17 protein-coding genes are annotated in these 20,102 nt (G+C 64.6%); 5 read left to right on the forward strand and 12 right to left on the reverse strand.

What is annotated here, in order from left to right; all coding sequences use genetic code 11:
- Positions 1–30: 30 nt before the first annotated feature.
- The 10 genes from D6C00_RS07560 to D6C00_RS07600 all read right to left on the reverse strand — a co-directional run bounded on the left by D6C00_RS07560 (position 31) and on the right by D6C00_RS07600 (position 10,159).
- On the reverse strand, positions 31–378 hold the full coding sequence (locus D6C00_RS07560; protein ID WP_125181157.1) for a pentapeptide repeat-containing protein: 348 nt from the start codon (positions 376–378) through the stop codon (positions 31–33).
- Between the two features lie 83 nt (positions 379–461).
- Positions 462–1,367: an HDOD domain-containing protein gene (locus D6C00_RS07565; RefSeq protein ID WP_125181158.1), complete on the reverse strand. Its 906-nt coding sequence runs from the start codon at positions 1,365–1,367 to the stop codon at positions 462–464.
- 34 nt (positions 1,368–1,401) lie between these two features.
- A complete protein-coding gene (locus D6C00_RS07570) occupies positions 1,402–2,394 on the reverse strand; it encodes a glutathione S-transferase family protein (protein WP_125181159.1) in 993 nt (330 codons plus the stop codon).
- Positions 2,395–2,411: 17 nt separating this feature from the next.
- Positions 2,412–2,588 carry a hypothetical protein gene (locus tag D6C00_RS15450; protein ID WP_158675351.1) on the reverse strand — a complete coding sequence of 59 codons (177 nt, stop codon included), beginning with the start codon at positions 2,586–2,588 and terminating at the stop codon, positions 2,412–2,414.
- 86 nt (positions 2,589–2,674) lie between these two features.
- Positions 2,675–3,505 carry an endonuclease/exonuclease/phosphatase family protein gene (locus D6C00_RS07575; RefSeq protein ID WP_125181160.1) on the reverse strand — a complete coding sequence of 277 codons (831 nt, stop codon included), beginning with the start codon at positions 3,503–3,505 and terminating at the stop codon, positions 2,675–2,677.
- Positions 3,502–5,133 (reverse strand): acetolactate synthase large subunit, encoded by a 1,632-nt coding sequence (locus D6C00_RS07580; protein WP_125181161.1) that lies wholly within the window; start codon positions 5,131–5,133, stop codon positions 3,502–3,504. The genes D6C00_RS07575 and D6C00_RS07580 overlap by 4 nt, the downstream gene beginning before the upstream one ends.
- 105 nt (positions 5,134–5,238) lie before the next feature.
- Positions 5,239–5,871 carry a thiol:disulfide interchange protein DsbA/DsbL gene (locus tag D6C00_RS07585; protein WP_125181162.1) on the reverse strand — a complete coding sequence of 211 codons (633 nt, stop codon included), beginning with the start codon at positions 5,869–5,871 and terminating at the stop codon, positions 5,239–5,241.
- Between the two features lie 178 nt (positions 5,872–6,049).
- Complete coding sequence (gene ccsB / locus D6C00_RS07590) at positions 6,050–7,228, reverse strand: c-type cytochrome biogenesis protein CcsB (protein ID WP_125181163.1); 1,179 nt, start codon at positions 7,226–7,228, stop codon at positions 6,050–6,052.
- Positions 7,229–7,390: 162 nt separating this feature from the next.
- A complete protein-coding gene (locus D6C00_RS07595; protein WP_206609530.1) occupies positions 7,391–9,388 on the reverse strand; it encodes a cytochrome c biogenesis protein ResB in 1,998 nt (665 codons plus the stop codon).
- A 156-nt stretch (positions 9,389–9,544) separates the two neighbouring features.
- Positions 9,545–10,159 (reverse strand): c-type cytochrome, encoded by a 615-nt coding sequence (locus D6C00_RS07600; RefSeq protein WP_125181164.1) that lies wholly within the window; start codon positions 10,157–10,159, stop codon positions 9,545–9,547.
- A 179-nt stretch (positions 10,160–10,338) separates the two neighbouring features.
- Between D6C00_RS07600 and yihA the strand changes: the two genes are divergently transcribed.
- Entirely contained in the window at positions 10,339–10,935 is a 597-nt protein-coding gene (yihA, locus tag D6C00_RS07605) for a ribosome biogenesis GTP-binding protein YihA/YsxC (RefSeq protein WP_125181165.1), read from the forward strand.
- 389 nt (positions 10,936–11,324) lie between these two features.
- Here the strand turns inward: yihA and polA are convergent, their stop codons facing one another.
- Entirely contained in the window at positions 11,325–14,033 is a 2,709-nt protein-coding gene (gene polA, locus D6C00_RS07610; protein WP_125181166.1) for a DNA polymerase I, read from the reverse strand.
- A 243-nt stretch (positions 14,034–14,276) separates the two neighbouring features.
- Between polA and D6C00_RS07615 the strand changes: the two genes are divergently transcribed.
- From D6C00_RS07615 to D6C00_RS07630, 4 genes are all read left to right on the forward strand, one after another.
- A complete protein-coding gene (locus D6C00_RS07615) occupies positions 14,277–15,002 on the forward strand; it encodes an LOG family protein (RefSeq protein ID WP_125181167.1) in 726 nt (241 codons plus the stop codon).
- 43 nt (positions 15,003–15,045) lie between these two features.
- Entirely contained in the window at positions 15,046–15,393 is a 348-nt protein-coding gene (locus D6C00_RS07620) for a DUF2782 domain-containing protein (protein WP_125181168.1), read from the forward strand.
- 99 nt (positions 15,394–15,492) lie between these two features.
- The gene (locus tag D6C00_RS07625; protein ID WP_125181169.1) at positions 15,493–16,035 is read left to right on the forward strand and encodes a TRAP transporter small permease subunit; all 543 of its coding nucleotides are present in this window, start codon (positions 15,493–15,495) and stop codon (positions 16,033–16,035) included.
- Positions 16,036–16,043: 8 nt separating this feature from the next.
- Complete coding sequence (locus tag D6C00_RS07630) at positions 16,044–17,429, forward strand: TRAP transporter large permease (RefSeq protein ID WP_177433218.1); 1,386 nt, start codon at positions 16,044–16,046, stop codon at positions 17,427–17,429.
- A 304-nt stretch (positions 17,430–17,733) separates the two neighbouring features.
- Here the strand turns inward: D6C00_RS07630 and topA are convergent, their stop codons facing one another.
- Complete coding sequence (topA, locus tag D6C00_RS07635; protein WP_125181170.1) at positions 17,734–20,031, reverse strand: type I DNA topoisomerase; 2,298 nt, start codon at positions 20,029–20,031, stop codon at positions 17,734–17,736.
- Positions 20,032–20,102: the final 71 nt, after the last annotated feature.

Raw genomic sequence — 20,102 nt, forward strand, 5'->3', positions numbered from 1 at the left:
AAGACTAACCCGACCTACGTCTCACACAACTCAACGCCGATACCGCATCCGCGTGCCGTGGATCAGCGACAGGGTGATCTCCTCGGGATCGAGTTCCGGCGGGAAACAGGCACCGGAGATCTTGGCGGCATGAATGCTCGCACCCTCCAGGTTGCAAGTGGAGAAATCGATGCCACGCACATCGGCCTGGCGGAAATAGGCATTGCTGAAGTCGATGCCGCTGGCATCCAGTCCGCGCAGATCCAGACCACGCAGATCGGTACCGCTCAATCGGACCGCCTCCCCGCCCTGCTTCAGGGTATTGAAATCCTCGATCTTGCCGTGACGCAGCAGCTGATACAAAGGGTCGTCGGTAATGACGGGCCTGTCCTCGCTCATGCTCTCTCCCTCGCAGTTATGGCGCTGCCCCGAACATATCAGATATCCCCGGTTGGCAAAACGCAGTTTGCACCCGGCCGGACTCAGAATCCGTACAGCGTCTGCAGCAGTGCATCGAACTCGCCGCCGGCAAGCTGCAGGCACTCGGGCACGGCCTCCGGACCGACACCGGCCTGCTGCCAGACTGCGGCGGGGACTCCCGTCAGGGCAGCGGCCACCGGCGCGGCGTCCTCGATCTCGATGAACCGGGTGTAGGGATCGTGCTCCGCTCCGCCTAGCTCGCCGGGCAGACGTTCCACGGCATGGGCGATACGGTTGGCCAGGGCCACCAGCGCAGTTTCCCTGGCTCCCTGTACCACGCCCAGGGGGGCGTGGTGATACTGGGCCGCCACGCACAGCTCTTCCGGAAGCTGCCAGAAACGCAGCAGGGCGCCGCCCAGGGCGGCATGGTCCCAGCCCAGCAGGGCGCGTTCCCGCTCGCACAGGTCCTCGGCGTGCGCCAGCACGGCCGGACTCAGGGGTGCCGCCGTCTCCGGCAACTGGGTGAAGATGAGTAGATGGCCGATGTCATGCAGCAGTCCGGCGATGAACAGGCGCTCGGCGTGCAGCACGCCGGCCCGTCGTGCCAGCGCCTGCGCCACCAGCGCAGTGAACACACCGTGACGCCAGAAGGTGAGCATGTCGTAGCCCCGCAGGGGCTGACCCCGGAACACCTCCACCGCCGCCATGGCCAGGGACAGCCTGCGCAGTTCGCGGATGCCGATCAGCCCGACGGCCCGCGAGACCGTCGCCACCCGCGCGGGCAGACCGTAATAGGCGCTGTTGACCCGTTTGAGCAGCTGTGCGGTAAAGGCCGGATCCTGGATGATGATCCGGGCAAAATCCTCCACCCCGGCCTCGGGATCGTCGGCCAGAAGCTGGATCTGCAGACAGACCTCGGGCAGAGACAGGATGGTGGCGTTGTCCCGGATCAGCTGTTCGATGCGCATCAGCGCCGGCTCCACTCAGCGCGCCAAGCCGGGGTCACGACCGTGCAGGGAGCCGGTCCCTGTCATGCGCGGCATCCAGGTCCAGCCGCGGCCCGCCCGGTACGATTCGCGAGGGGTTGAGCTGGGGATGGCTCCAGTAGTAGTGCGCCTTGATGTGTTCCAGGTTCACTGTCTCCGCAATGCCGGGATACTGGTACAGCTCGCGCAGGTAGTTCGACAACGCCGGGAAATCGGCGATGCGATTGCGGTTGCACTTGAAGTGGCCGACATAGACCGCGTCGAACCGCACCAGGGTGGTGAACAGCCGCCAGTCGGCCTCGGTCAGCCTGGCGTCAACCAGATAGCGCTGTCCGTTCAGACGCGCCTCGATTTCGTCCAGGGCCGCGAACAGAGCGTCGAAGGCCTGGTCATAGGCCGTCTGGCTGGTGGCGAAACCGGCCCGGTAGACGCCATTGTTGATATTCTCGTAGACAAAGGCGTTGATGGCGTCGATCTCATCCCGCAGCGACGGCGGATACATATCCACCTGCGCATCCCCCCAGGCATCGAAGGCGGAATTGAGCATGCGGATGATTTCGGCGGACTCGTTGTTGACGATGGTGCGCCGCTCGCGGTCCCACAGTACCGGCACGGTGACGATACCGGTGTAATCCGGCTGTGCCAGCCGGTAGAGCTCGTGCATGTGGCTGCAGCCGTTGACCGTATCCGGCGTCGCGGCGGGGAAGCTCGCATCGAAGTGCCAGCCGGCATCGCCCATGTGTGGATGCACCACATTGACGCTGATGACATCCTCCAGCCGCTTGAGCCGGCGCAGGATGAGCGTGCGATGGGCCCAGGGACAGGCATAGGAAACATACAGGTGATAGCGCCCGGGCGCGGCGCGGAAACCGCCCTCGCCACTGGGACCGGCGCTGCCGTCGGGCGTGATCCAGCTGCGGAACTGCTGTTCCCGGCGGACGAATTCGCCGTCTTCCTGTTCACTGTCGAGCCAGCCCGTGCGCAGCTCGCCATTGACCATCAGACTCATATCAGCCCTCGTTACTGTCAGCCGCCAGCAGACAGTGGTTGCGGCGCTGTTCCCTGGCCCGGTAGAGGGCCCCGTTCGGCGCGGTCGAACACCATCTCCACGGTATCACCCTCGTCGAACAGGGCGATACCGCAGGAAATGGTAATGGAGACATCCTCGCCGCGATAGCGGAAACCGCAGTTCCCGATGGCCACGCGCCGGGTGCCCGGATTCTGTCATGACCGTAACGGTCCGGAAAAGCTGTCTGGCGTGCCTGTATCGATACCGGGGTCGGGGGTCTTCAGAGCTTCAGATGCAGCGATTCCGGCAGGGTCAGGTCCATGGCAATGGGCAGATGGTCCGAGACCGGGTAGTTCAGCACCCGGATACGGTCCACCTGCAGGGTCGGGCTGACCAGGATGTGGTCGATGTTGCGGTTGGGCCGCCAGCTGGGAAAGGTGTGCAGGCCGTGCACCGGCTCGGTCAGCAGGGTACGTTCGATGAAATGATCCATCTCCTTGGAATCGGAGGGAAAATTCATATCTCCCATAAGCACCACATGGCGCTGCGCATTGACCAGTTCGCTCAGGTAGTCGAGCTGCTGCAGCCGCGCCCGTCGCCCCAGGGCGAGATGGATGATCAGCAGCAGGAGGCTGTCCTCGCCCTGACCGAAACGCAGCGACAGGGCACCGCGGCCGGCGATGGGGCCGGGCAGCCGGTGCTCGATGATTTCGTGACATTCGTAGCGGCTGACCACGCCGAGTGCATGCCGGGCGAAGTTGCCGATGCGGCGGTTGGTCTGGTCATACCAGAAGGGAAATTCGGCCCGCTGGGCGATGTATTCGGTCAGGTTGATGAAGCCGCTGCGCAGGCTGCCGGCATCGACCTCCTGCAGCCCGGCCAGGTCATACTGCCCCACCAGCCGGGCGATGCGGTCCAGGTTGTGAAAGCGGGTGGCGTGCGGCAGGACGTGCTTCCAGCTGTGCGTGAGGTAGTGGCGGTAGCGCGAGGTGCTGATGCCGGTCTGGATGTTGAAGCTGAGCAGACTCAGCTTCTGTCCGGTATTACCCACAGCGGTGCCGCCCCGGTCCGGGACGTGCTCGAGCAGGGTATCGATCTCGGCCGGGCTCATAACGGACTGACCAGGTTGCCCAGCTTTTCGGTCAGGATCAGGTTTTCGCGGTAGTCGACCGGGCAGTCGATGATGCTGACCGTGTCGTCGGCCAGTGCCTGGCGCAGTGTGGGCAGCAGGTCCGCCACCCGTTCGATGCGATAACCCTTCGCCCCGAAGGACTCGGCGTATTTCACGAAGTCGGGATTGCCGAAGGCGACGTTGGAACTGCGTTGGAAGGTGTTGTGCTGTTTCCAGTCGATCAGGCCGTAGCCGCCGTCGTTCCAGATCAGCACCACCATCGCCACACCGAGGCGCATGGCGGTTTCGATCTCCTGCGAGTTCATCATGAAGCCGCCGTCGCCGGTCACGGCCACGACCTTGCGCTGCGGGCAGGCCAGGCGCGCGGCAATGGCGCCGGGCACACTGATGCCCATGCTGGCGAAGCCGTTGGATATCAGGCAGGTATTGGGGTGCTCGCAGCGGAACATGCGCGCCATCCACATCTTGTGCGCACCGACGTCGCAGATGACGATGTCCTCCAGATCCATGGCGGTGCGCAGGTCCCAGATGATCTTCTGCGGCTTGACCGGAAAGGCCTCATCGCGGGCATGTTGATTCATGTCCTCGATCAGGGCCTGGCGCAGCACCCGCATGGGGTGGCCCTCGTGCGGCGTGGCCAGCTCGGCAATCCGCTTCAGGCTGTGGCGGATGTCGCCGACCACGCCAACCTCGACCTCGTAATGGGCATCCACCTCGGACGGGGTGGTGTCGATATGGATGATCTTGCGGTCGCGGGTCGGGTGCCACAGATGCGGGTGATACTCGACCAGATCGTAGCCGATGCAGATGATGACATCGGCGCGGGAGAAGCCGCAGCTGACATAGTCCTTGGCCTGCAGCCCCGCGCTGCCCAGGGCATAGGGATGCTTGAAGGGTATCACGCCCTTGGCCATGAAGGTGTTGGCGGTGGGGATGCCGAGCCGTTCGGCGAACCCGGCCAGCTCCTTCCAGGCGCGGGAGCGGATCACGCCGTTGCCGGCCAGGATGATGGGGTAGCGCGCCTGCGAGATCAGCTCGGCGGCGTACTGCACCTTCTCCTGCGGCGGCTCCGACAGCATGGACTGGCGACTGTGCAGCGGCGGCTCTTCGGTGTCGAGCTTCATGATGTTCTCTGGCAGCTCGATGAAGGTCGCCCCGGTCTTGTCGGTCTGGGCCAGTTTGAAGGCCTTGCGCACCACCTCGGGAATGATGTTGGGCGCGACCACGCGCGAGGAGTACTTGGTGATGGACTGGAACATCTGCTCCAGGTCCAGCACCTGGTGCGACTCCTTGTGCAGGCGATGGGTGTCGGCCTGACCGGAAATGGCCACCAGCGGGGCATGGTCCATGTTGGCGTCGGCAACGCCGGTGAACAGGTTGGTCGCCCCTGGACCGAGGGTCGCCAGACAGACCCCGGCGCGGCCGGTCAGCCGGCCGTAGACGTCGGCCATGAAGGCCGCCCCCTGCTCATGGCGGCAGGTGACGAAACGGATAGAGGAATCCAGCAGGGCATCCATCACGTCCAGGTTTTCCTCGCCCGGCAACCCGAAGATGTACTCCACGCCCTCGTTTTCCAGGCACCTGACGAACAGTTCAGCGGCTTTCATACGGTCTATGGTATCAGGATTTCCCTCTCCTCACTCCTCACCCCTCACTCACGAAAAAGGCCCGCACACCGGCGGGCCCCTGCGTCCGTACCAGCAGAAACGGCCTCAGTCACCGGCGGCACGCTCTTTTTCGATCAGGTGGTTGGTCACCTCGATCATCGCGGCGTGACTGCCGGCTTCGGAGGCCGAGGTGCGGTACTTGCCGTTGATGATGAGCGTGGGCACGCCGCGCACCCGGTAGCGCTGGGTCATTTCGCGGGCGCGGTTGAGCTTGGCCGCCACGCCGAAGGAATGGAATGTCTTGTCGAAGTCCTCCGCCGCCACGCCCTGTTCGACGAAGAAGGCCTTGAGCTGCTCGACCGTGTTGATGCGCTCGCGATCCTCATGGATGGCCTCGAACAGCGGCTTGTGGATCTGGTCGGTCATGCCCAGCAGTTCAGCGGTATACCAGGCCCGGGCCAGCAGCTCCCAGCGCGGGCTGAGTACAGCCGGCAGGCGCACGAACTCGACGTCCTCGGGCTTGCTCTCCAGCCACTGCTCGATATGCGGCTCCAGCCGGTAGCAGTGCGGGCAGCCGTACCAGAACAGCTCCACCACCTCGATTTTGTCGGGCGTCGAGGTCGGCTGGGCGCTGGACAGGCGCTCGTATTCCTTACCTTCCGCGAAGTCCGCCGCCTGTGCGGCCGCGAGAAACAGGCCGGCGAACAGCAGGCAAGTGGTTTTGAACAGATTCTTCATTTTGTAACCTTTGGCGTTGCTTTACTTACACACTCCCCTTTCCTTGATGGGAGCACCCTGAAGGCATAAAGGGTTGGGGGAGAGTGAGGGCCGGACACGAACCCATGCAGGATACCGATACGCTCCCCCTCCTCACCTCCCCCATCAAGGGGAGGGAAGAAAGAAAAAACACTTTAATTCATAGTTCCCCGTAGGAGTGCAGCCCGGAGAGGAACATGTTCACGCCCAGGAAGGCGAACAGGGTGATGAACAGCCCCACGATCGCCCACCAGGCCATGGGTGTGCCGCGCCAGCCCTTGGTCAGGCGCATATGCAGCCAGGCGGCATAGTTCAGCCACACGATCAGGGCCCAGGTCTCCTTCGGATCCCAGGACCAGTAGCCGCCCCAGGCCTCGGCCGCCCACAGGGCGCCGAGGATGGTGGCCACGGTGAAGAAGGCGAACCCCAGGGCGATGGACTTGTACATCACGTCATCGAGCAGCTCCAGGCTGGGCAGCACGCTGCTGCCTGCCGCCTGCGGGTTGCGCCGTTCCTGGCCATTGCGGAACAGGTAGGCCACCCCCACCATGGCTGCCAGCGCAAAGGCGCCGTACCCGACAAAGTTCGCCGGCACGTGGATCTTCATCCAGTAACTCTGCAGCGCCGGCACCAGCGGTTCGATCTCGTGGGCGCCGCGGTCGAAACTGTACCAGAGCAGGAAGGCCACGGCGGCCGAAATCACCAGCAGCACGAAACCGCCCAGAGCGCGGGTCTGGTACTTGCGCTCATAGAACAGATACAGCAGCGCGGTGATGACGGCGAACAGGATGAAGACTTCGTAGAGGTTACTGACCGGGATGTGGCCGAAGTCGGCGTTGACCAGATAGGACTCGCGCCAGCGCACCATCAGGCCCACCGTACCCATCACGGTGGCCGACCAGGTCATGGCGCTGGCGACCTTGCCGCTGAACTCCGAGCGGGTGAAGGTGGCGAAGAAATAGGTCAGGGTTGCCAGCACATAGAGCGCGCTCATCCACATGATGGCGGACTGGCTGGCGACGAGGTACTGCAGGAAGAAGTTGCTGTCACGGACGCCGATGTCACTGCCATAGAGCCAGACCGCGAACAGGCTGACTGCCGCCACCGCCAGGGTGTAGGGGCGTACCGGTTTCCAGCTCCAGCCCCAGGCCACCAGGGCCACGGCGGTGCCGGCCAGGATGGCGACCTCGTAGCCATCCATCAGGGTGTGATAGTGCCACCAGGCATAGATGCTGCCGGCCACCACCAGCAGGGCCCAGATCCAGTCGAAGGCACCGAGCCGCCGGTAGAAGGGGCGCTCGTCGAGTTCCTGTAGCATCTGATCGTGTGTTACCGACATGAGGGTCTCCTGCTGGGGTCGATGCTCTGCGTAATGGACGGCGCGACACCCCCGCTCCATTCCATTCGAGTCAGGTATTATTGAGGAATCCTCACCCTGAGACAACGGCGGACCCAGTTTGATCCCGACTGGCTGAATCGGGGCTGAATCCGGCGCTCGGGCTCAGTCCGTCTCACCGGCGCGGCGAATCCCCTGATGGAGCTGGGTGAATTCGCGTTCGAAGTCCCGCCGGTCCCGCTCGCCGGAACCGGCCATGATGACCTGGGTCTGGTCCAGCTGCGGCTGCAACCACACCCACACCCGGCGCTGACGCACGTAGAACATCATGAACACCCCGATCATGAGCAGCGTGAAGCCCAGATAGACCACGCTCTTGCCCGGCGAACGGGTGATCTGCAGCCCCGAGGCCTGGACGTGATCGAAGCTCTCCAGTTGCAGGAAGAAGGGCGAGCCGTACATGGGCAGGGCGGTCACCGCGTTCAGGGCGTCCTCGTAGAAGCGGCTGTCGCGCTCGTTGATGCCCGCGCTGATGTCCACGCCCTCGGCGCGCAGAATCTCTGCATACAGGGCACTCAGAATGTTGCGCAGCACCTTCATGTAGGCGTCCATGACCTGCATGCGCCGATCCTCCGGCACGGTGGCCTCGACCTGCTCGACAATGCCGTCGAAGCCGCCCCGGGCGAACATCCGCACCAGGCGGCCCATGGTGGCGGTGACCTCCTCGACCATGCCCGGCTCCTGCAGGCGCAGCTCGCTGAAGGTCTCGCCCACCGTCTCGGCGGCGATTTCCCGCACCCTGTCCTGGTCGCGCAGCAGGGCGTTGAAGGCCAGGAAGCGCCGCGGCGAGCCGGCGGGATCGGCCGGAATGTGCAGGTAGAAGAACGGCTGATTCGGGTTGTCGCGCACGCCGCTGAGAAAGAACTTCCGCCCTTCCAGAGCCACCGGCAGCATGTAATTCTCGTATTCGCGCGCCTCGCCCTGGGCGCTGCGCAGCCTGTAGGTGAAGCTGGGGCCGAAATTGCGGAATTCGCGCTCCGGGTCTTCCGGCGCCGGATTGACGTTGAAGGGGCGGAAGGATTCGAATTCCAGTGTCTGTCGCCCGGCGGAGGTCTCCACCTCCAGACTCTCGAACACGGCGGCCTCCACCTGCTGGGTCTCGAGCTCCGGGTGATCCAGCGGCCATGCCTGCAGGCTGAGGCCGGACCCACCGTCGTCGAAGCTGGCCTGATAGATGGCATACCCTTCATAGATGAGGGGATGATTGACCGCGATGGTCGCCTCGACCGGCTGCTCCCGCTCCGGGTCATGGATCACCAGGTCGCTTTCGAAGGACTTGGGCTGGCCGGTCACATAGTGCTCGATGCGGAAATCCTTCAGCTCGATGGTAAAGGGCAGCGGCTGGACCAGGTAACCGTCGCGCAGCTGCAGGAAGGCGACACCGGCGCGGCCGCCCTCGGGAATGGTCACGTTGCCACGGAAGGAGGGATTACTCTCGGGCAGCCAGCTGATCTCAGGCACCTGCGAGGCCGGTATGTCCCGGGTCTCGGGCTGGATCTGACCGATCATTTCCTTGACGCGGATCGGCAGCTGGCCGTCGACCAGACCGCCGATACAGATCACCACAATGGCCGAATGGGTGAAGATATAACCCAGCCGGTTCCAGGAGCCCTTCTTGGCGGCGATCAGGCGGTGGTCGTCGTGATCGGCGCTGCGGGTCTTGTAGCCACGCTGTTTGAGCCAGGCACGGTAGCGCGGCTCCAGCGTATCGACCGGCGCATCGGCGTGCCATTCCTGCACCTGGTGCATGTTGCGCAGGGACACGGCCTGCACTCTGGTGCGGAACTGGCGCATCTCGCGCACCATGTTCGGGGCGTTGCGATAGATGCAGACACTGGTGGAGATCACCAGGAAGGTCAGGATCACCAGGAACCAGCCGGCAGCATAGACATCGTACAGTCCCAGGCTCTTGAACACCTCGTGCCAGAAGGGCCCGAACTTGATGATGTAATCCTGGTAGGGCTGATTCTGCTGTAATACCGTACCCACCACCGAGGCGATGGCCACCGTCACCAGCAGGGTGATGGCCAGATTCATCGAGCCCAGGAATTCCAGCAGGATGGTGCCGCGGGAGGGAATATTGCGTTGCGCCGGGGATTTCACGTGATATCAGTCAGGTTGTCGCAGGGCTGGAAGAGTCGGCCAAGCATACTGCATGGGGCCGCGTCCGGGCAAAACCGGACCTGAAAACACCAGGGGGTGGCACCTGGCCACCCCCTGTCAGTCACATCAACGGGATGAAAGTTCCCGCGGCGCGGATCAGCGCAGCCCCTGGATATAGGAGGCCACTGCCTTGATCTCGGCATCCGTCATCCGCGCGGCGACATTGCGCATCATGCTGCCGTAGTCATTGGCGCGCGCACCGGAGCGGAAGGCCTTGAGCTGGATCTCGGTGTAGGTGGCGTGCTGCCCGGCCAGAGCGGGGAAGTTGGCGGCCGGGTTGCCCTTGCCGGCCGGGCCGTGGCAGGCCATGCAGGCGGACACACCGCTGGCCTTGTTGCCGCCGCGGAAGATCTGCTCGCCCAGCTCGACCAGTTCGGGGTCGGCCTCGCCGTACTGCGGCTCCTGGGCGGCGTAGTAGGCGGCCAGATCCTGCATGTCCTGCTCGGACAGGGGCGCGGCCATGGGTGCCATGGTGGCGTTTTCGCGGTCGCCGGCCTTGAATTCCTTGAGCTGCTTGACCATGTAGTCGGGATGCTGGCCGGCCAGCTTGGGCCACTCCGGATTGGCGCTGTTGCCGTCGGCACCGTGACAGCCGGCGCAGGTATTGGCCTTGGCCTTGCCGGCGCTGGCATCACCCGCGGCCAGCGCACCCGGCGCGCCGAGGGCGGCGGAAACGGACAAAAGGGCTGCGAAAACAAACGGCTTGTTCATCGAAACGGAACTCCTGTGCCTGAAGGCCTTGGAATTTCAGGATGCCGGCGGGCATCGTGCGGGAAAATGCGGCCAAAAACGGAGCGCCATTTATACCAGCGCCGCCCCCCCAATTCAACCTGACAGCCCCTGTCCGCACTACATGACAGGGCCTGCATTTCAGGGGAAAATGCCCCGCCATGCACAACCCCTATGCCCAGACCCGCTTCCTGATCAGCGCCGCCGAACCGCGCCAGGCACCCCCCGACAGCGGCCGCGAGGTGGCCTTCGCCGGCCGCTCCAATGCCGGCAAATCCAGCGCGCTGAACGCCATCACCGGCCAGAAGGCCCTGGCCCGGACCAGCAAGACCCCGGGCCGTACCCAGCTGCTGAACTTCTTCCAGATCAGCGACACCGCCCGCCTGGTCGACCTGCCCGGCTACGGCTATGCCAGGGTGGGCGGCGATACCAGGGCCCGCTGGCAGCGCAGCCTGGCCGGCTACCTGGAGCAGCGGCGCTCCCTGGCCGGCCTGGTCCTGCTGATGGATATCCGTCACCCGCTGACCGACTACGACCGCCAGCTGCTGGACTGGGCTCGGGAGGCTGGACTGGCGGTACACATCCTGCTGACCAAGGCCGACAAGCTCAAGCGCGGGGCGGCGAAGGCCGCCCTGCTGCAGGTCCGCCGCCAGCTCGAGACCGACGGCCTGCCGGCCACGGTGCAGCTGTTCTCGGCGCTGAAGAAGGAAGGGCTGGAGGAGGTCTGGGCCGTGCTCGACGCCTGGCTGGAACGCTGAATCGATAGAAGAGCGCCACGGAATACACGGACAAACACGAAGAGGGTGAGGCTGGTTTAATCAAACCTTGCATATGCGCCCAAGGCTCAGCAGTGAAAGCCAACAGGATTACTCATAAACATCTTTAATTTCCGTGGCTTCCGTGTATTCCGTGGCGCTCTTAAATCCTGATCGGGCGAGCAAAAAAACACCCCGGCTTCAAGGGGGAAGTCAGCCGGGGGTCAAGTCATCACCCGGATGGGGAACCGGGCGGAGGATGGCTCGCTCCAGGGAGGGAGAGCAAGAGCCAGAACCATCTGTCTCGTCCCTTTAGTCAGACCGCAGATGAGAAAGTTCCCGGACCGGCGTGTGACGTTTCGCACAGACCCGGTATCTTGCGCCTGCCCGCTTCAGTGGGCCTCGTCCCAGTTGGCACCGACGCCGATCTCCACCTCCAGCGGAATGGCCAGCTCGGCCGCCGTCTGCATCTTCTCCCGGATGGCGGGCTCCGCCTTCTGCACATCCGTTTCCGCCACCTCGAACACCAGCTCGTCGTGCACCTGCATGACCATGCGCACATCCAGCCGGCTGGCGCGGATCCAGTCGTCGGTACGGATCATGGCCAGCTTGATGATGTCGGCGGCCGTACCCTGCATGGGCGCGTTGATGGCGGTGCGCTCGGCCGCCGTGCGGCGCTGGTGGTTGCGGGCGTTGATCTCGGGCAGGTACAGGCGCCGGCCGAACAGGGTCTCAACAAAGCCCTGCTCGTGCGCCTGCTCGCGGGTGCGGTCCATGTAGTTCTTCACACCCGGGTAGCGGGCGAAGTACAGATCCACGTATTCCTGCGCCGCGCCGCGCTCGATCCCCAGCTGCCGGGCCAGGCCGAAGGCCGACATGCCGTAGATCAGGCCGAAGTTGATCGCCTTGGCGCTGCGGCGCTGCTCACCGCTGACCTGCTCCGGCCTGACCCCGAACACCTCGGCGGCAGTGGCGCGGTGGATGTCCTCGCCCGCTGCAAAGGCCGCGAGCAGGCCCGCGTCGCCGGACAGGTGCGCCATGATGCGCAGCTCGATCTGGGAGTAATCCGCCGCCAGGATGCGGTAACCGTCCTCGGCAATGAAGGCCTGGCGGATGCGCCGGCCGGACTCGGTGCGCACCGGGATGTTCTGCAGGTTGGGCTCGGTGGAAGACAGCCGGCCGGTGGCGGCCACGGCCTGATGGTAGGAGGTATGCACCCGGCCGGTACGCGAGTCGATACGCTCGGGCAGCCGGTCGGTGTAGGTGGACTTGAGCTTGCTCAGGCCCCGGTAGTCGAGAATCAGCTGCGGCAGACGATAATCCAGCGCCAGCTCCGCCAGCACGCCTTCCGCCGTCGAGGGTGCGCCCTTGGGCGTCTTGGCCAGTACCGGGAGCCCCTGCTTGTCATACAGGATTTCCTGGATCTGCTTGGGCGAGCCGATATTGAACGGCTGACCGGCCTCCCGGAAGGCCGCCTCCTCGATTTCGGCCATCTTCTGCGCCAGTTCCTCGCTCTGGGTCGCCAGCATGTCGCGGTCGACCCGCACGCCGTTGCGCTCCATGCGCGAGAGCACAGGCACCAGCGGCAGGTCGATGTCGCGGAATACGCCAACCAGGCTTTGCACCTGCTCCAGTTTCGACCACAGGGTCTCGTGCAGCCGCAATGTGATATCGGCATCCTCGGCGGCATAGGGGGCGGCGACCTCCACCGCAACCTCATTGAAGCTCAGCTGCTTCGCGCCCTTGCCGGCGACCTCTTCGTAGCTGATGCATTTGTGCCCGAGATACTTCAGCGCCAGCGAATCCATGTCGTGGCGACTGGCGGTGGAGTCCAGTACGTAGGACTCCAGCATGGTGTCGAAGGCGATACCATTCAGCTCGATGCCGTGATTGGCCAGAACGCTCATGTCGTACTTGAGGTTGTGACCGATCTTCTTCGGCGCCTTGTCCTCCAGCAGTTGCTTGAACTGTTTCAGAACCTGGTCGCGGTCGAGCTGATCCGGCGCACCGGCATAGTCGTGCGCCAGCGGCACATAGGCACCGCTGTGCGCCTCCACGGCGAAGGACAGGCCGACGATCTCGGCCTGCATGTATTCCAGGCTGGTGGTCTCGGTGTCGAAGGCGTAGTGCCCGGCCTGTTCCAGTTTTCCGAGCCAGGCATCGAGCTGCTTCTGCGTCAGCACGGTTTCGTATTCGACCTCGGCGGCCGGCGGCGCAGCTGCCTCGCCGGAGGCCGGCGGGACGTCCTCGCCCAGGATTTCCTTCAGCCAGGTGCGGAACTCCATCTGCTCGTAGAGTTCCTTCAGGGCGGCCCGGTCCGGCGGCTGCATGGCCAGCGCGTCCACGTCCTGGTCCAGTTCCAGATCGCAGCGGATGGTGGCGAGCTGACGGGACAGGTCCAGCTGCTCCAGGTTCGCGCGCAGGCTTTCGCCGACCTTGCCCTTGACACTGTCGGCCTGCTCGATCAGGGCGTCCAGCGAGCCGTATTCGTTGAGCCACTTGGCGGCGGTCTTCGGCCCGACCTTCGGCACGCCGGGGATGTTGTCCGAGCTGTCGCCGACCAGGGCCAGGTAGTCGATGATGCGCTCCGGCGGCACGCCGAACTTCTCCACCACGCCCTCGCGGTCGAGCCGGGTGTTGCTCATGGTATTGACCAGGGTGATATTGCCCTCGACCAGCTGCGCCATATCCTTGTCGCCGGTGGAGATCACCACCGGCTCGCCGCGGGCATCGGCCTGCCGCGCCAGGGTGCCGATGACATCGTCGGCCTCCACCCCCGGCACCTGCAGCACCGGAAAACCCAGGGCCCGGACGATGGCGTGCAGCGGCTCGATCTGGGCGGCCAGCTCCTCCGGCATGGGCGGGCGATTGGCCTTGTAGTGCTCGAACATCTCGTCGCGGAAGGTCTTGCCCCTGGCATCGAACACCACGGCGACGTGCTCCGGTTCGTAGTCCTTGAGCAGGCGCTTGAGCATGTTGATCACGCCGTAGACCGCGCCGGTGGGCTCGTGGCGCGAATTGGTCAGCGGCGGCAGGGCGTGGAAGGCCCGGTAGAGGTAGGAGGAGCCGTCCACGAGGACGACCGGCTTGTCATTGGCCATGCACTGTCCTTTCGCTGGTCCGGCCGGCATACACCGACCAGTTCTGAAGAAATCCCTGTTCAATTTCTTTTTCGTCATCCCGGCGCAGGCCGGGATCCAGAGGAATCAGACACATGGATGCCGCCCTCCACCGGCATGACGGATTGTTCAGAGGCTCGCTAATGGTATCATCCTCCGACCGGGCGCAGACCCATCCGCCCTGCCGAACCGCCCCATTCACGGACAGCCGACAGACAGACCATTATGGACGACCAGACACGTCATCAGCATCCGGGCATGCGCCCGCTCAACGACACCCAGCTGACCCGGGAATCCTGGAAGATCTTCCAGATCATGGCCGAGTTCGTCGAGGGTTTCGAGCGTCTGGCACGCATCAAACCCTCGGTGAGCATCTTCGGCTCGGCCCGCACCGACCCCGAGAGCGGTGAATACAGGCTGGCCGAGGACATCGCCCGCGCGCTGTCCGACGCCGGTTTCTCGGTGGTCAGCGGCGGCGGGCCGGGCATCATGGAGGCGGCCAACAAGGGCGCCCAGGCCGGCCGCTCGCCCAGTATCGGCCTGAACATCCAGCTGCCGCACGAACAGGCCGGCAATCCCTACCAGGACATCGCGCTGAACTTCCGCCACTTCTTCTCGCGCAAGGTGATGTTCGTCAAGTACGCCTCGGCCTATGTGGTGCTGCCCGGCGGGTTCGGCACCCTGGACGAGCTGGCCGAGATCCTGACCCTGGTGCAGACCGGCAAGACCCGGCGCATCCCCATCATCCTGGTCTGCCACGAATTCTGGGACGGTCTGATCGAGTGGTTCCGCACCACCCTGGTCAACGCCGGCACCATTTCGGCCGAGGACCTGGACCTGTTTCAGGTGCTGGACAGCCCGGACGAAGTCGTGGATGCTATCTTCGACTATTATGAAAATCGCGGCTTCGAGCCGTCGGCGCAGGAACGCGAGATCCTGCTGGAACTCTGATCCGCCGCCAGTCCGTTCACCCCACTGGATCCAAGGAACCGCCATGCGACGCACCGCTCTGCTCACCAGCGCCCTGCTGCTCACCGCCAGCGCCCAGGCCCAGCCGGAGCTGGAGGAGATCGCCCCGCCCGGCCTGCCCGAACCCGACCTGCCCACGGCCGGCGCCGAGGACCAGGAGGCCATTGAGCCGGAGGTCACCATCATCCGCCGCCAGGACCGCACGGTGGAGGAATACCGGATCAACAATCAGCTCTACATGATCAAGGTCACGCCGCGCAAGGGCGTGCCCTACTACCTGATGGACAGTGACGGCGACGGCTCGCTGGAGACCCGCCGCAACGAACTCGATCCGCAGCTGCTGGTGCCGAGCTGGATTATCTTCAGCTGGTGAGCCCGGCGCCACCGCACCTTCTGATTCCTCCGTCATTGCGAGGAGCGCCAGCCGCAGCCTCCCCCTAACCCCATAAAAACCCGTATAATCCCGGCCATCATGGCCCATCCCCTCGAAACCGGCGCACGCATCCTGGAAACCGTCTCCGAACAGGTCGGCCGGCTGGTGGCCTGGCTGACCCTGGCCATGGTGCTGGTGATGTTCACCGTGGTGGTGCTGCGCTACGCCTTCGATTTCGGCCGCATCTACCTCCAGGAAAGCGTCACCTGGATGCACGCCGCGGTATTTATGCTCGGCGCGGCCTACACCCTGCGTCACGAAGGCCATGTGCGCGTGGACATCTTCTACCGGCGCTTCTCCCCCCGCACCCGTGCCTGGGTGGATCTGCTCGGCACCCTGGTGCTGCTGCTGCCCGTGAGCCTGTATCTGCTGTGGACCGGCTGGGACTATGTCGCCGACAGCTGGGCCATGCGCGAGGGCTCGCTGCAGACCGGCGGGCTGCCGGCGGTCTACCTGCTCAAGAGCCTGCTGCTGGCCATGCCCGTCCTGCTGTTGCTGCAGGGCCTGGCCATGATTCTGCTGCACCTGGCCGTCATCCTGGGTCTGCGGACCGAAGCCGGCCCGGCGGAGCCGGGGCAGTGATCGAGCACCTGACCGAGTGGATGCCGCTGTGGATGTTCCTCACCGTGGCGCTGGTGCTATTGCTCGGCTATCCCGTGGCCTTCACCCTCGCCGGCACCGCGCTGATCTTTGCCTTCGTCGGTCAGGCCGCGGGTCTGTTCGATCCGGCCTTCCTGGAAGCCCTGCCCAACCGCCTGTTCGGCATCATGACCAACGAAACCCTGATCGCGGTGCCGTTGTTCGTGTTCATGGGCGTGATGCTGGAGCGCTCAAAGGTGGCCGAGAACCTGCTCGACACCATGGCCGCGCTGTTCGGCTCATTACGCGGCGGACTGGGCATCTCGGTCACCCTGGTCGGCATGCTGCTGGCGGCCAGTACCGGTATCGTCGGCGCCACCGTGGTCACCATGGGCCTGCTGTCCCTGCCCACCATGCTGCGCCGCGGCTACAGCCCGGCGCTCGCCAGCGGCACCATCTGCGCGGCCGGCACCCTGGGCCAGATCATCCCGCCATCGATCATCCTGGTGCTGCTGGGCGACGTGCTGTCCTCGGCCTACCAGCAGGCGCAGCTGGACATGGGCATCTTCGCCCCGGAGACGGTCTCGGTGGGCGATCTGTTCGCCGGCGCTCTGATCCCGGGCCTGGTCCTGGTCGGACTGTACCTGGCCTATCTGCTGCTGGTCGCCTGGCTGAAACCGGCCAGCATGCCGGCGATGGACGCCGGCGAGGTGGCTGCGCTGCGCGGTCCAGGGGTGGTCCGGCGCGTGGCCGGCGCCCTGCTGCCGCCACTGGTGCTGATCGTCGCCGTACTGGGCTCGATCATGGGCGGGCTGGCCACCCCCACCGAAGCCGCCTCGGTCGGGGCGATGGGCGCGATCCTGCTCGCACTGTCGCAGCGCCAGTTCAGCCTCGCCATCCTGCGCGACGTGGCCCGCAGCACCACCCGCGTCACCAGCATGGTGTTCCTGATCCTGATCGGCGCCTCGGTGTTCTCGCTGGTGTTCCGCGGCTACGGTGGTGACGAGCTGGTCGCAGAACTGCTCACCGGCCTGCCCGGCGGCACCTTCGGCGCGGTGCTGGTGGTAATGCTGGTGATGTTCCTGCTCGGTTTCGTGCTGGACTTCATCGAGATCACCTTCGTGGTCGTGCCCATTGTCGGCCCCATCCTGCTGGCCATGGGCCTGGACCCGGTCTGGCTGGGCGTGATGATCGCCATCAACCTGCAGACCTCCTTCCTCACCCCGCCGTTCGGCTTTGCCCTGTTCTACCTGCGCGGTGTGGCCCCGGCCGAGGTGAAAACCGGCCAGATCTACCGCGGCGTGGCGCCCTTCATCGTAATCCAGTTGCTGATGCTGGGCCTGCTCGCCGCCTGGCCGGCCGTGGCCACCTGGCTGCCGGGGGTGGTGTACGGCTAGTCGGTGCGGATCGAAAACTGAAAACCGCAAAGGCGGGGAAGGCGCGCGGAGGATGGCGGGACAGATGGGCCTGAAGGCGGATTGATTGACCGGACAACCTTCGAACAAACCACATCGGGACAAACGCAGAGGACGCGGAGACGTAAAGGCGCAGAGAATGATTCTGCTCAAAGGCCACGCCATGTCGGGTTACGCTGCGCCAACCCGACCTACGTGTCGATACTCGCTGCAGGGTCCTGCATTTATTAGAAATTTTCTTTGCGCCTCAGCGCCTCTGCGTTAACAGCACCGAGGCAGAAAAGGGCTAATCCTCGCCCGCTGATTCCGTCGCCTCCGCCGGCTCGCTGAATTTGCAGTCCTTCTGCGGACACACCTTTTCGGTGCCGCGTCGCTTGGTGGTCTTGAGTGTCAGCATCGGCCAGCCGCAGTCGGGGCATGGCTCGTCAACCGGCTCGTTCCAGACTGCGTACTTGCAGTCGGGATAGCGCGAGCAGGAATAGAAGATCTTGCCGGAGCGGGCCCGGCGTTTGAGCATGCTGCCCTGCTTGCACTCGGGGCAGGTCACGCCGGTGTCCTCGGGCTTTTCCAGCGGCTCGATGTACTTGCAGTCGGGGTAGCCGGAGCAGCCGATGAACTTGCCGTAGCGGCCGCTGCGGATGATCAGCTGTGAGCCGCAGTCGGGGCAGCTGCGGCCCTCGATGACTTCGGGCTCGGCGTCTTCCTTGTCTTCCCCGACATTGCGGGTGTAGTCGCAGTCGGGGTAGCCGCTGCAGCCGATGAAGCGCCCGCGCCGACCCAGCTTGATCTGCAGCGGCTTGCCGCACTTGGGGCATTCCTCGTCCAGTTCCTCGGTGGTGACCTCCTTGCGCGAGACGCTTTCCTCCTTGTCCTTGAGCTGCTGCTGGAAGGGACCCCAGAACTGATGCAGCAGCGGGATCCAGTCGCGCTCGCCACGGGCGATCTCGTCCAGATCGTCCTCGAGTTTGGCGGTGAAGTCGTAGTCCACGTACTGGTCGAAATGCTGGGTGAGGAATCGGCTCACCACCCGGCCCACGTCGGTGGGCTGGAAGCGCTTCTTCTCCAGGGTGACGTACTCGCGCTGCTGCAATGTGGAGATGATGGAGGCGTAGGTCGAGGGCCGGCCGATGCCGTGCTCTTCCAGCGTCTTGACCAGGCTGGCCTCGGTGTAGCGCGGCGGCGGTTCGGTGAAATGCTGCTCGGGACGCAGCTTGACCAGCGTCACCACATCGCCCTCTTCCAGCCGCGGCAGCATGTTCTCGTCGGAATCGGCCTTGGCGTCGTCCCGGCTTTCCTGATAGACGCTCATGAAGCCGGGGATGGCGATGGTCGAACCGGTGGCGCGCAGCACATTGCCTTCGCCGCAGGGGAAATCCACGCCGACGGTATCGATGGTGGCATGGATCATCTGGCAGGCGACGGTGCGCTTCCAGATCAGATCGTAGAGCTTGAACTGTTCCTGGCTGAGATGCGACTTGATCTCCTCCGGCACCCGCATGGCCGAGGTCGGGCGGATGGCCTCGTGCGCCTCCTGGGCGTTCTTGGCCTTGGTCTTGAAGGTGCGCGGCGCATCGGGCAGATTGTCCGCGCCGTAGCGCTGGCTGATCAGCTCGCGGATCTCGTCCAGGGCTTCATTGGCAAGCGTCACGGAGTCGGTACGCATGTAGGTGATGAGACCCACCGCGCCCTCGCCGATATCGATGCCTTCATACAGCTGCTGGGCCACGCGCATGGTGCGGCTGGCGGTGAAGCCCAGCTTGCGCGAGGCCTCCTGCTGCAGGGTGGAGGTGATGAAGGGCGCGGCCGGGTTGCGCTTGCGCTGCTTCTTCTCGACCTTGCCGACCGTGAGCTCGCCGCCGGCGGCCTCGATCAGCTCCTGCTCGACCTTGCGGGTCTTGTCCTCGTTGTTCAGCGTGAACTGGCCGAGTTTCTTGCCGTGGAGGATATTCAGTTTGGCGACGAACGCCTGCGCGTCCTTCTCCAGGTCGGCCTCGACCGTCCAGTACTCGCGCGGGACGAACTTCTCGATCTCCTCCTCGCGCTCGACGATCAGGCGCAGGGCCGGGCTCTGCACCCGGCCCGCGGACAACCCCCGGCGCACCTTCTTCCACAGCAGCGGAGAAAGGTTGAAACCGACCAGGTAGTCCAGCGCGCGGCGCGCCTGCTGGGCATTGACCAGATCCATGGACAGGCCGCGCGGGTGTTCGATGGCCTCCTGGATGGCGCGCTTGGTGATCTCGTGGAAGACGACGCGGTGGACCGGCTTGTCCTTGACCGCCGTCTTGTCCCTGAGCAGCTCGTAGAGGTGCCAGGAGATGGCCTCGCCCTCACGGTCCGGGTCAGTGGCCAGGATCAGGTCGTCGGCCTTCTTCATCGCCTTGGCAATCGCGTCGACGTGCTTGGCGTTGCGCTCGATGACATCGTACTTCATGGCGAAGTCGCGCTCCGGGTCGACCGCGCCGCCCTTGGGCACGAGGTCGCGCACATGGCCGTAGGAGGCCATGACCTCGAAGTCCTTGCCAAGATATTTCTTGATCGTCTTCGCCTTGGCGGGCGATTCCACGATCACCAGATGCTTACCCATACGACGTCAGCGAACCTGTGTGGTGGATTATCAGTCAGGGGGCGGGCCGGGCCTGTCCGGGGACAGTCAGC

This window comes from Thiohalobacter thiocyanaticus, from assembly GCF_003932505.1.
Lineage (GTDB): Bacteria > Pseudomonadota > Gammaproteobacteria > Thiohalobacterales > Thiohalobacteraceae > Thiohalobacter > Thiohalobacter thiocyanaticus.

Bases quoted from the DNA above. Each gene is read 5' to 3' on its own strand.
- D6C00_RS07585 (WP_125181162.1), bottom strand. From the start codon at position 5,871: ATGAAGAATCTGTTCAAAACCACTTGCCTGCTGTTCGCCGGCCTGTTT.
- topA (WP_125181170.1), bottom strand. From the start codon at position 20,031: ATGGGTAAGCATCTGGTGATCGTGGAATCGCCCGCCAAGGCGAAGACG.
- D6C00_RS07600 (WP_125181164.1), bottom strand. From the start codon at position 10,159: ATGAACAAGCCGTTTGTTTTCGCAGCCCTTTTGTCCGTTTCCGCCGCC.
- yihA (WP_125181165.1), top strand. From the start codon at position 10,339: ATGCACAACCCCTATGCCCAGACCCGCTTCCTGATCAGCGCCGCCGAA.
- D6C00_RS07575 (WP_125181160.1), bottom strand. From the start codon at position 3,505: ATGAGCCCGGCCGAGATCGATACCCTGCTCGAGCACGTCCCGGACCGG.
- D6C00_RS07615 (WP_125181167.1), top strand. From the start codon at position 14,277: ATGGACGACCAGACACGTCATCAGCATCCGGGCATGCGCCCGCTCAAC.
- D6C00_RS07560 (WP_125181157.1), bottom strand. From the start codon at position 378: ATGAGCGAGGACAGGCCCGTCATTACCGACGACCCTTTGTATCAGCTG.
- ccsB (WP_125181163.1), bottom strand. From the start codon at position 7,228: ATGTCGGTAACACACGATCAGATGCTACAGGAACTCGACGAGCGCCCC.
- D6C00_RS07620 (WP_125181168.1), top strand. From the start codon at position 15,046: ATGCGACGCACCGCTCTGCTCACCAGCGCCCTGCTGCTCACCGCCAGC.
- D6C00_RS07580 (WP_125181161.1), bottom strand. From the start codon at position 5,133: ATGAAAGCCGCTGAACTGTTCGTCAGGTGCCTGGAAAACGAGGGCGTG.
- D6C00_RS07625 (WP_125181169.1), top strand. From the start codon at position 15,493: ATGGCCCATCCCCTCGAAACCGGCGCACGCATCCTGGAAACCGTCTCC.
- D6C00_RS07565 (WP_125181158.1), bottom strand. From the start codon at position 1,367: ATGCGCATCGAACAGCTGATCCGGGACAACGCCACCATCCTGTCTCTG.
- polA (WP_125181166.1), bottom strand. From the start codon at position 14,033: ATGGCCAATGACAAGCCGGTCGTCCTCGTGGACGGCTCCTCCTACCTC.
- D6C00_RS07570 (WP_125181159.1), bottom strand. From the start codon at position 2,394: ATGAGTCTGATGGTCAATGGCGAGCTGCGCACGGGCTGGCTCGACAGT.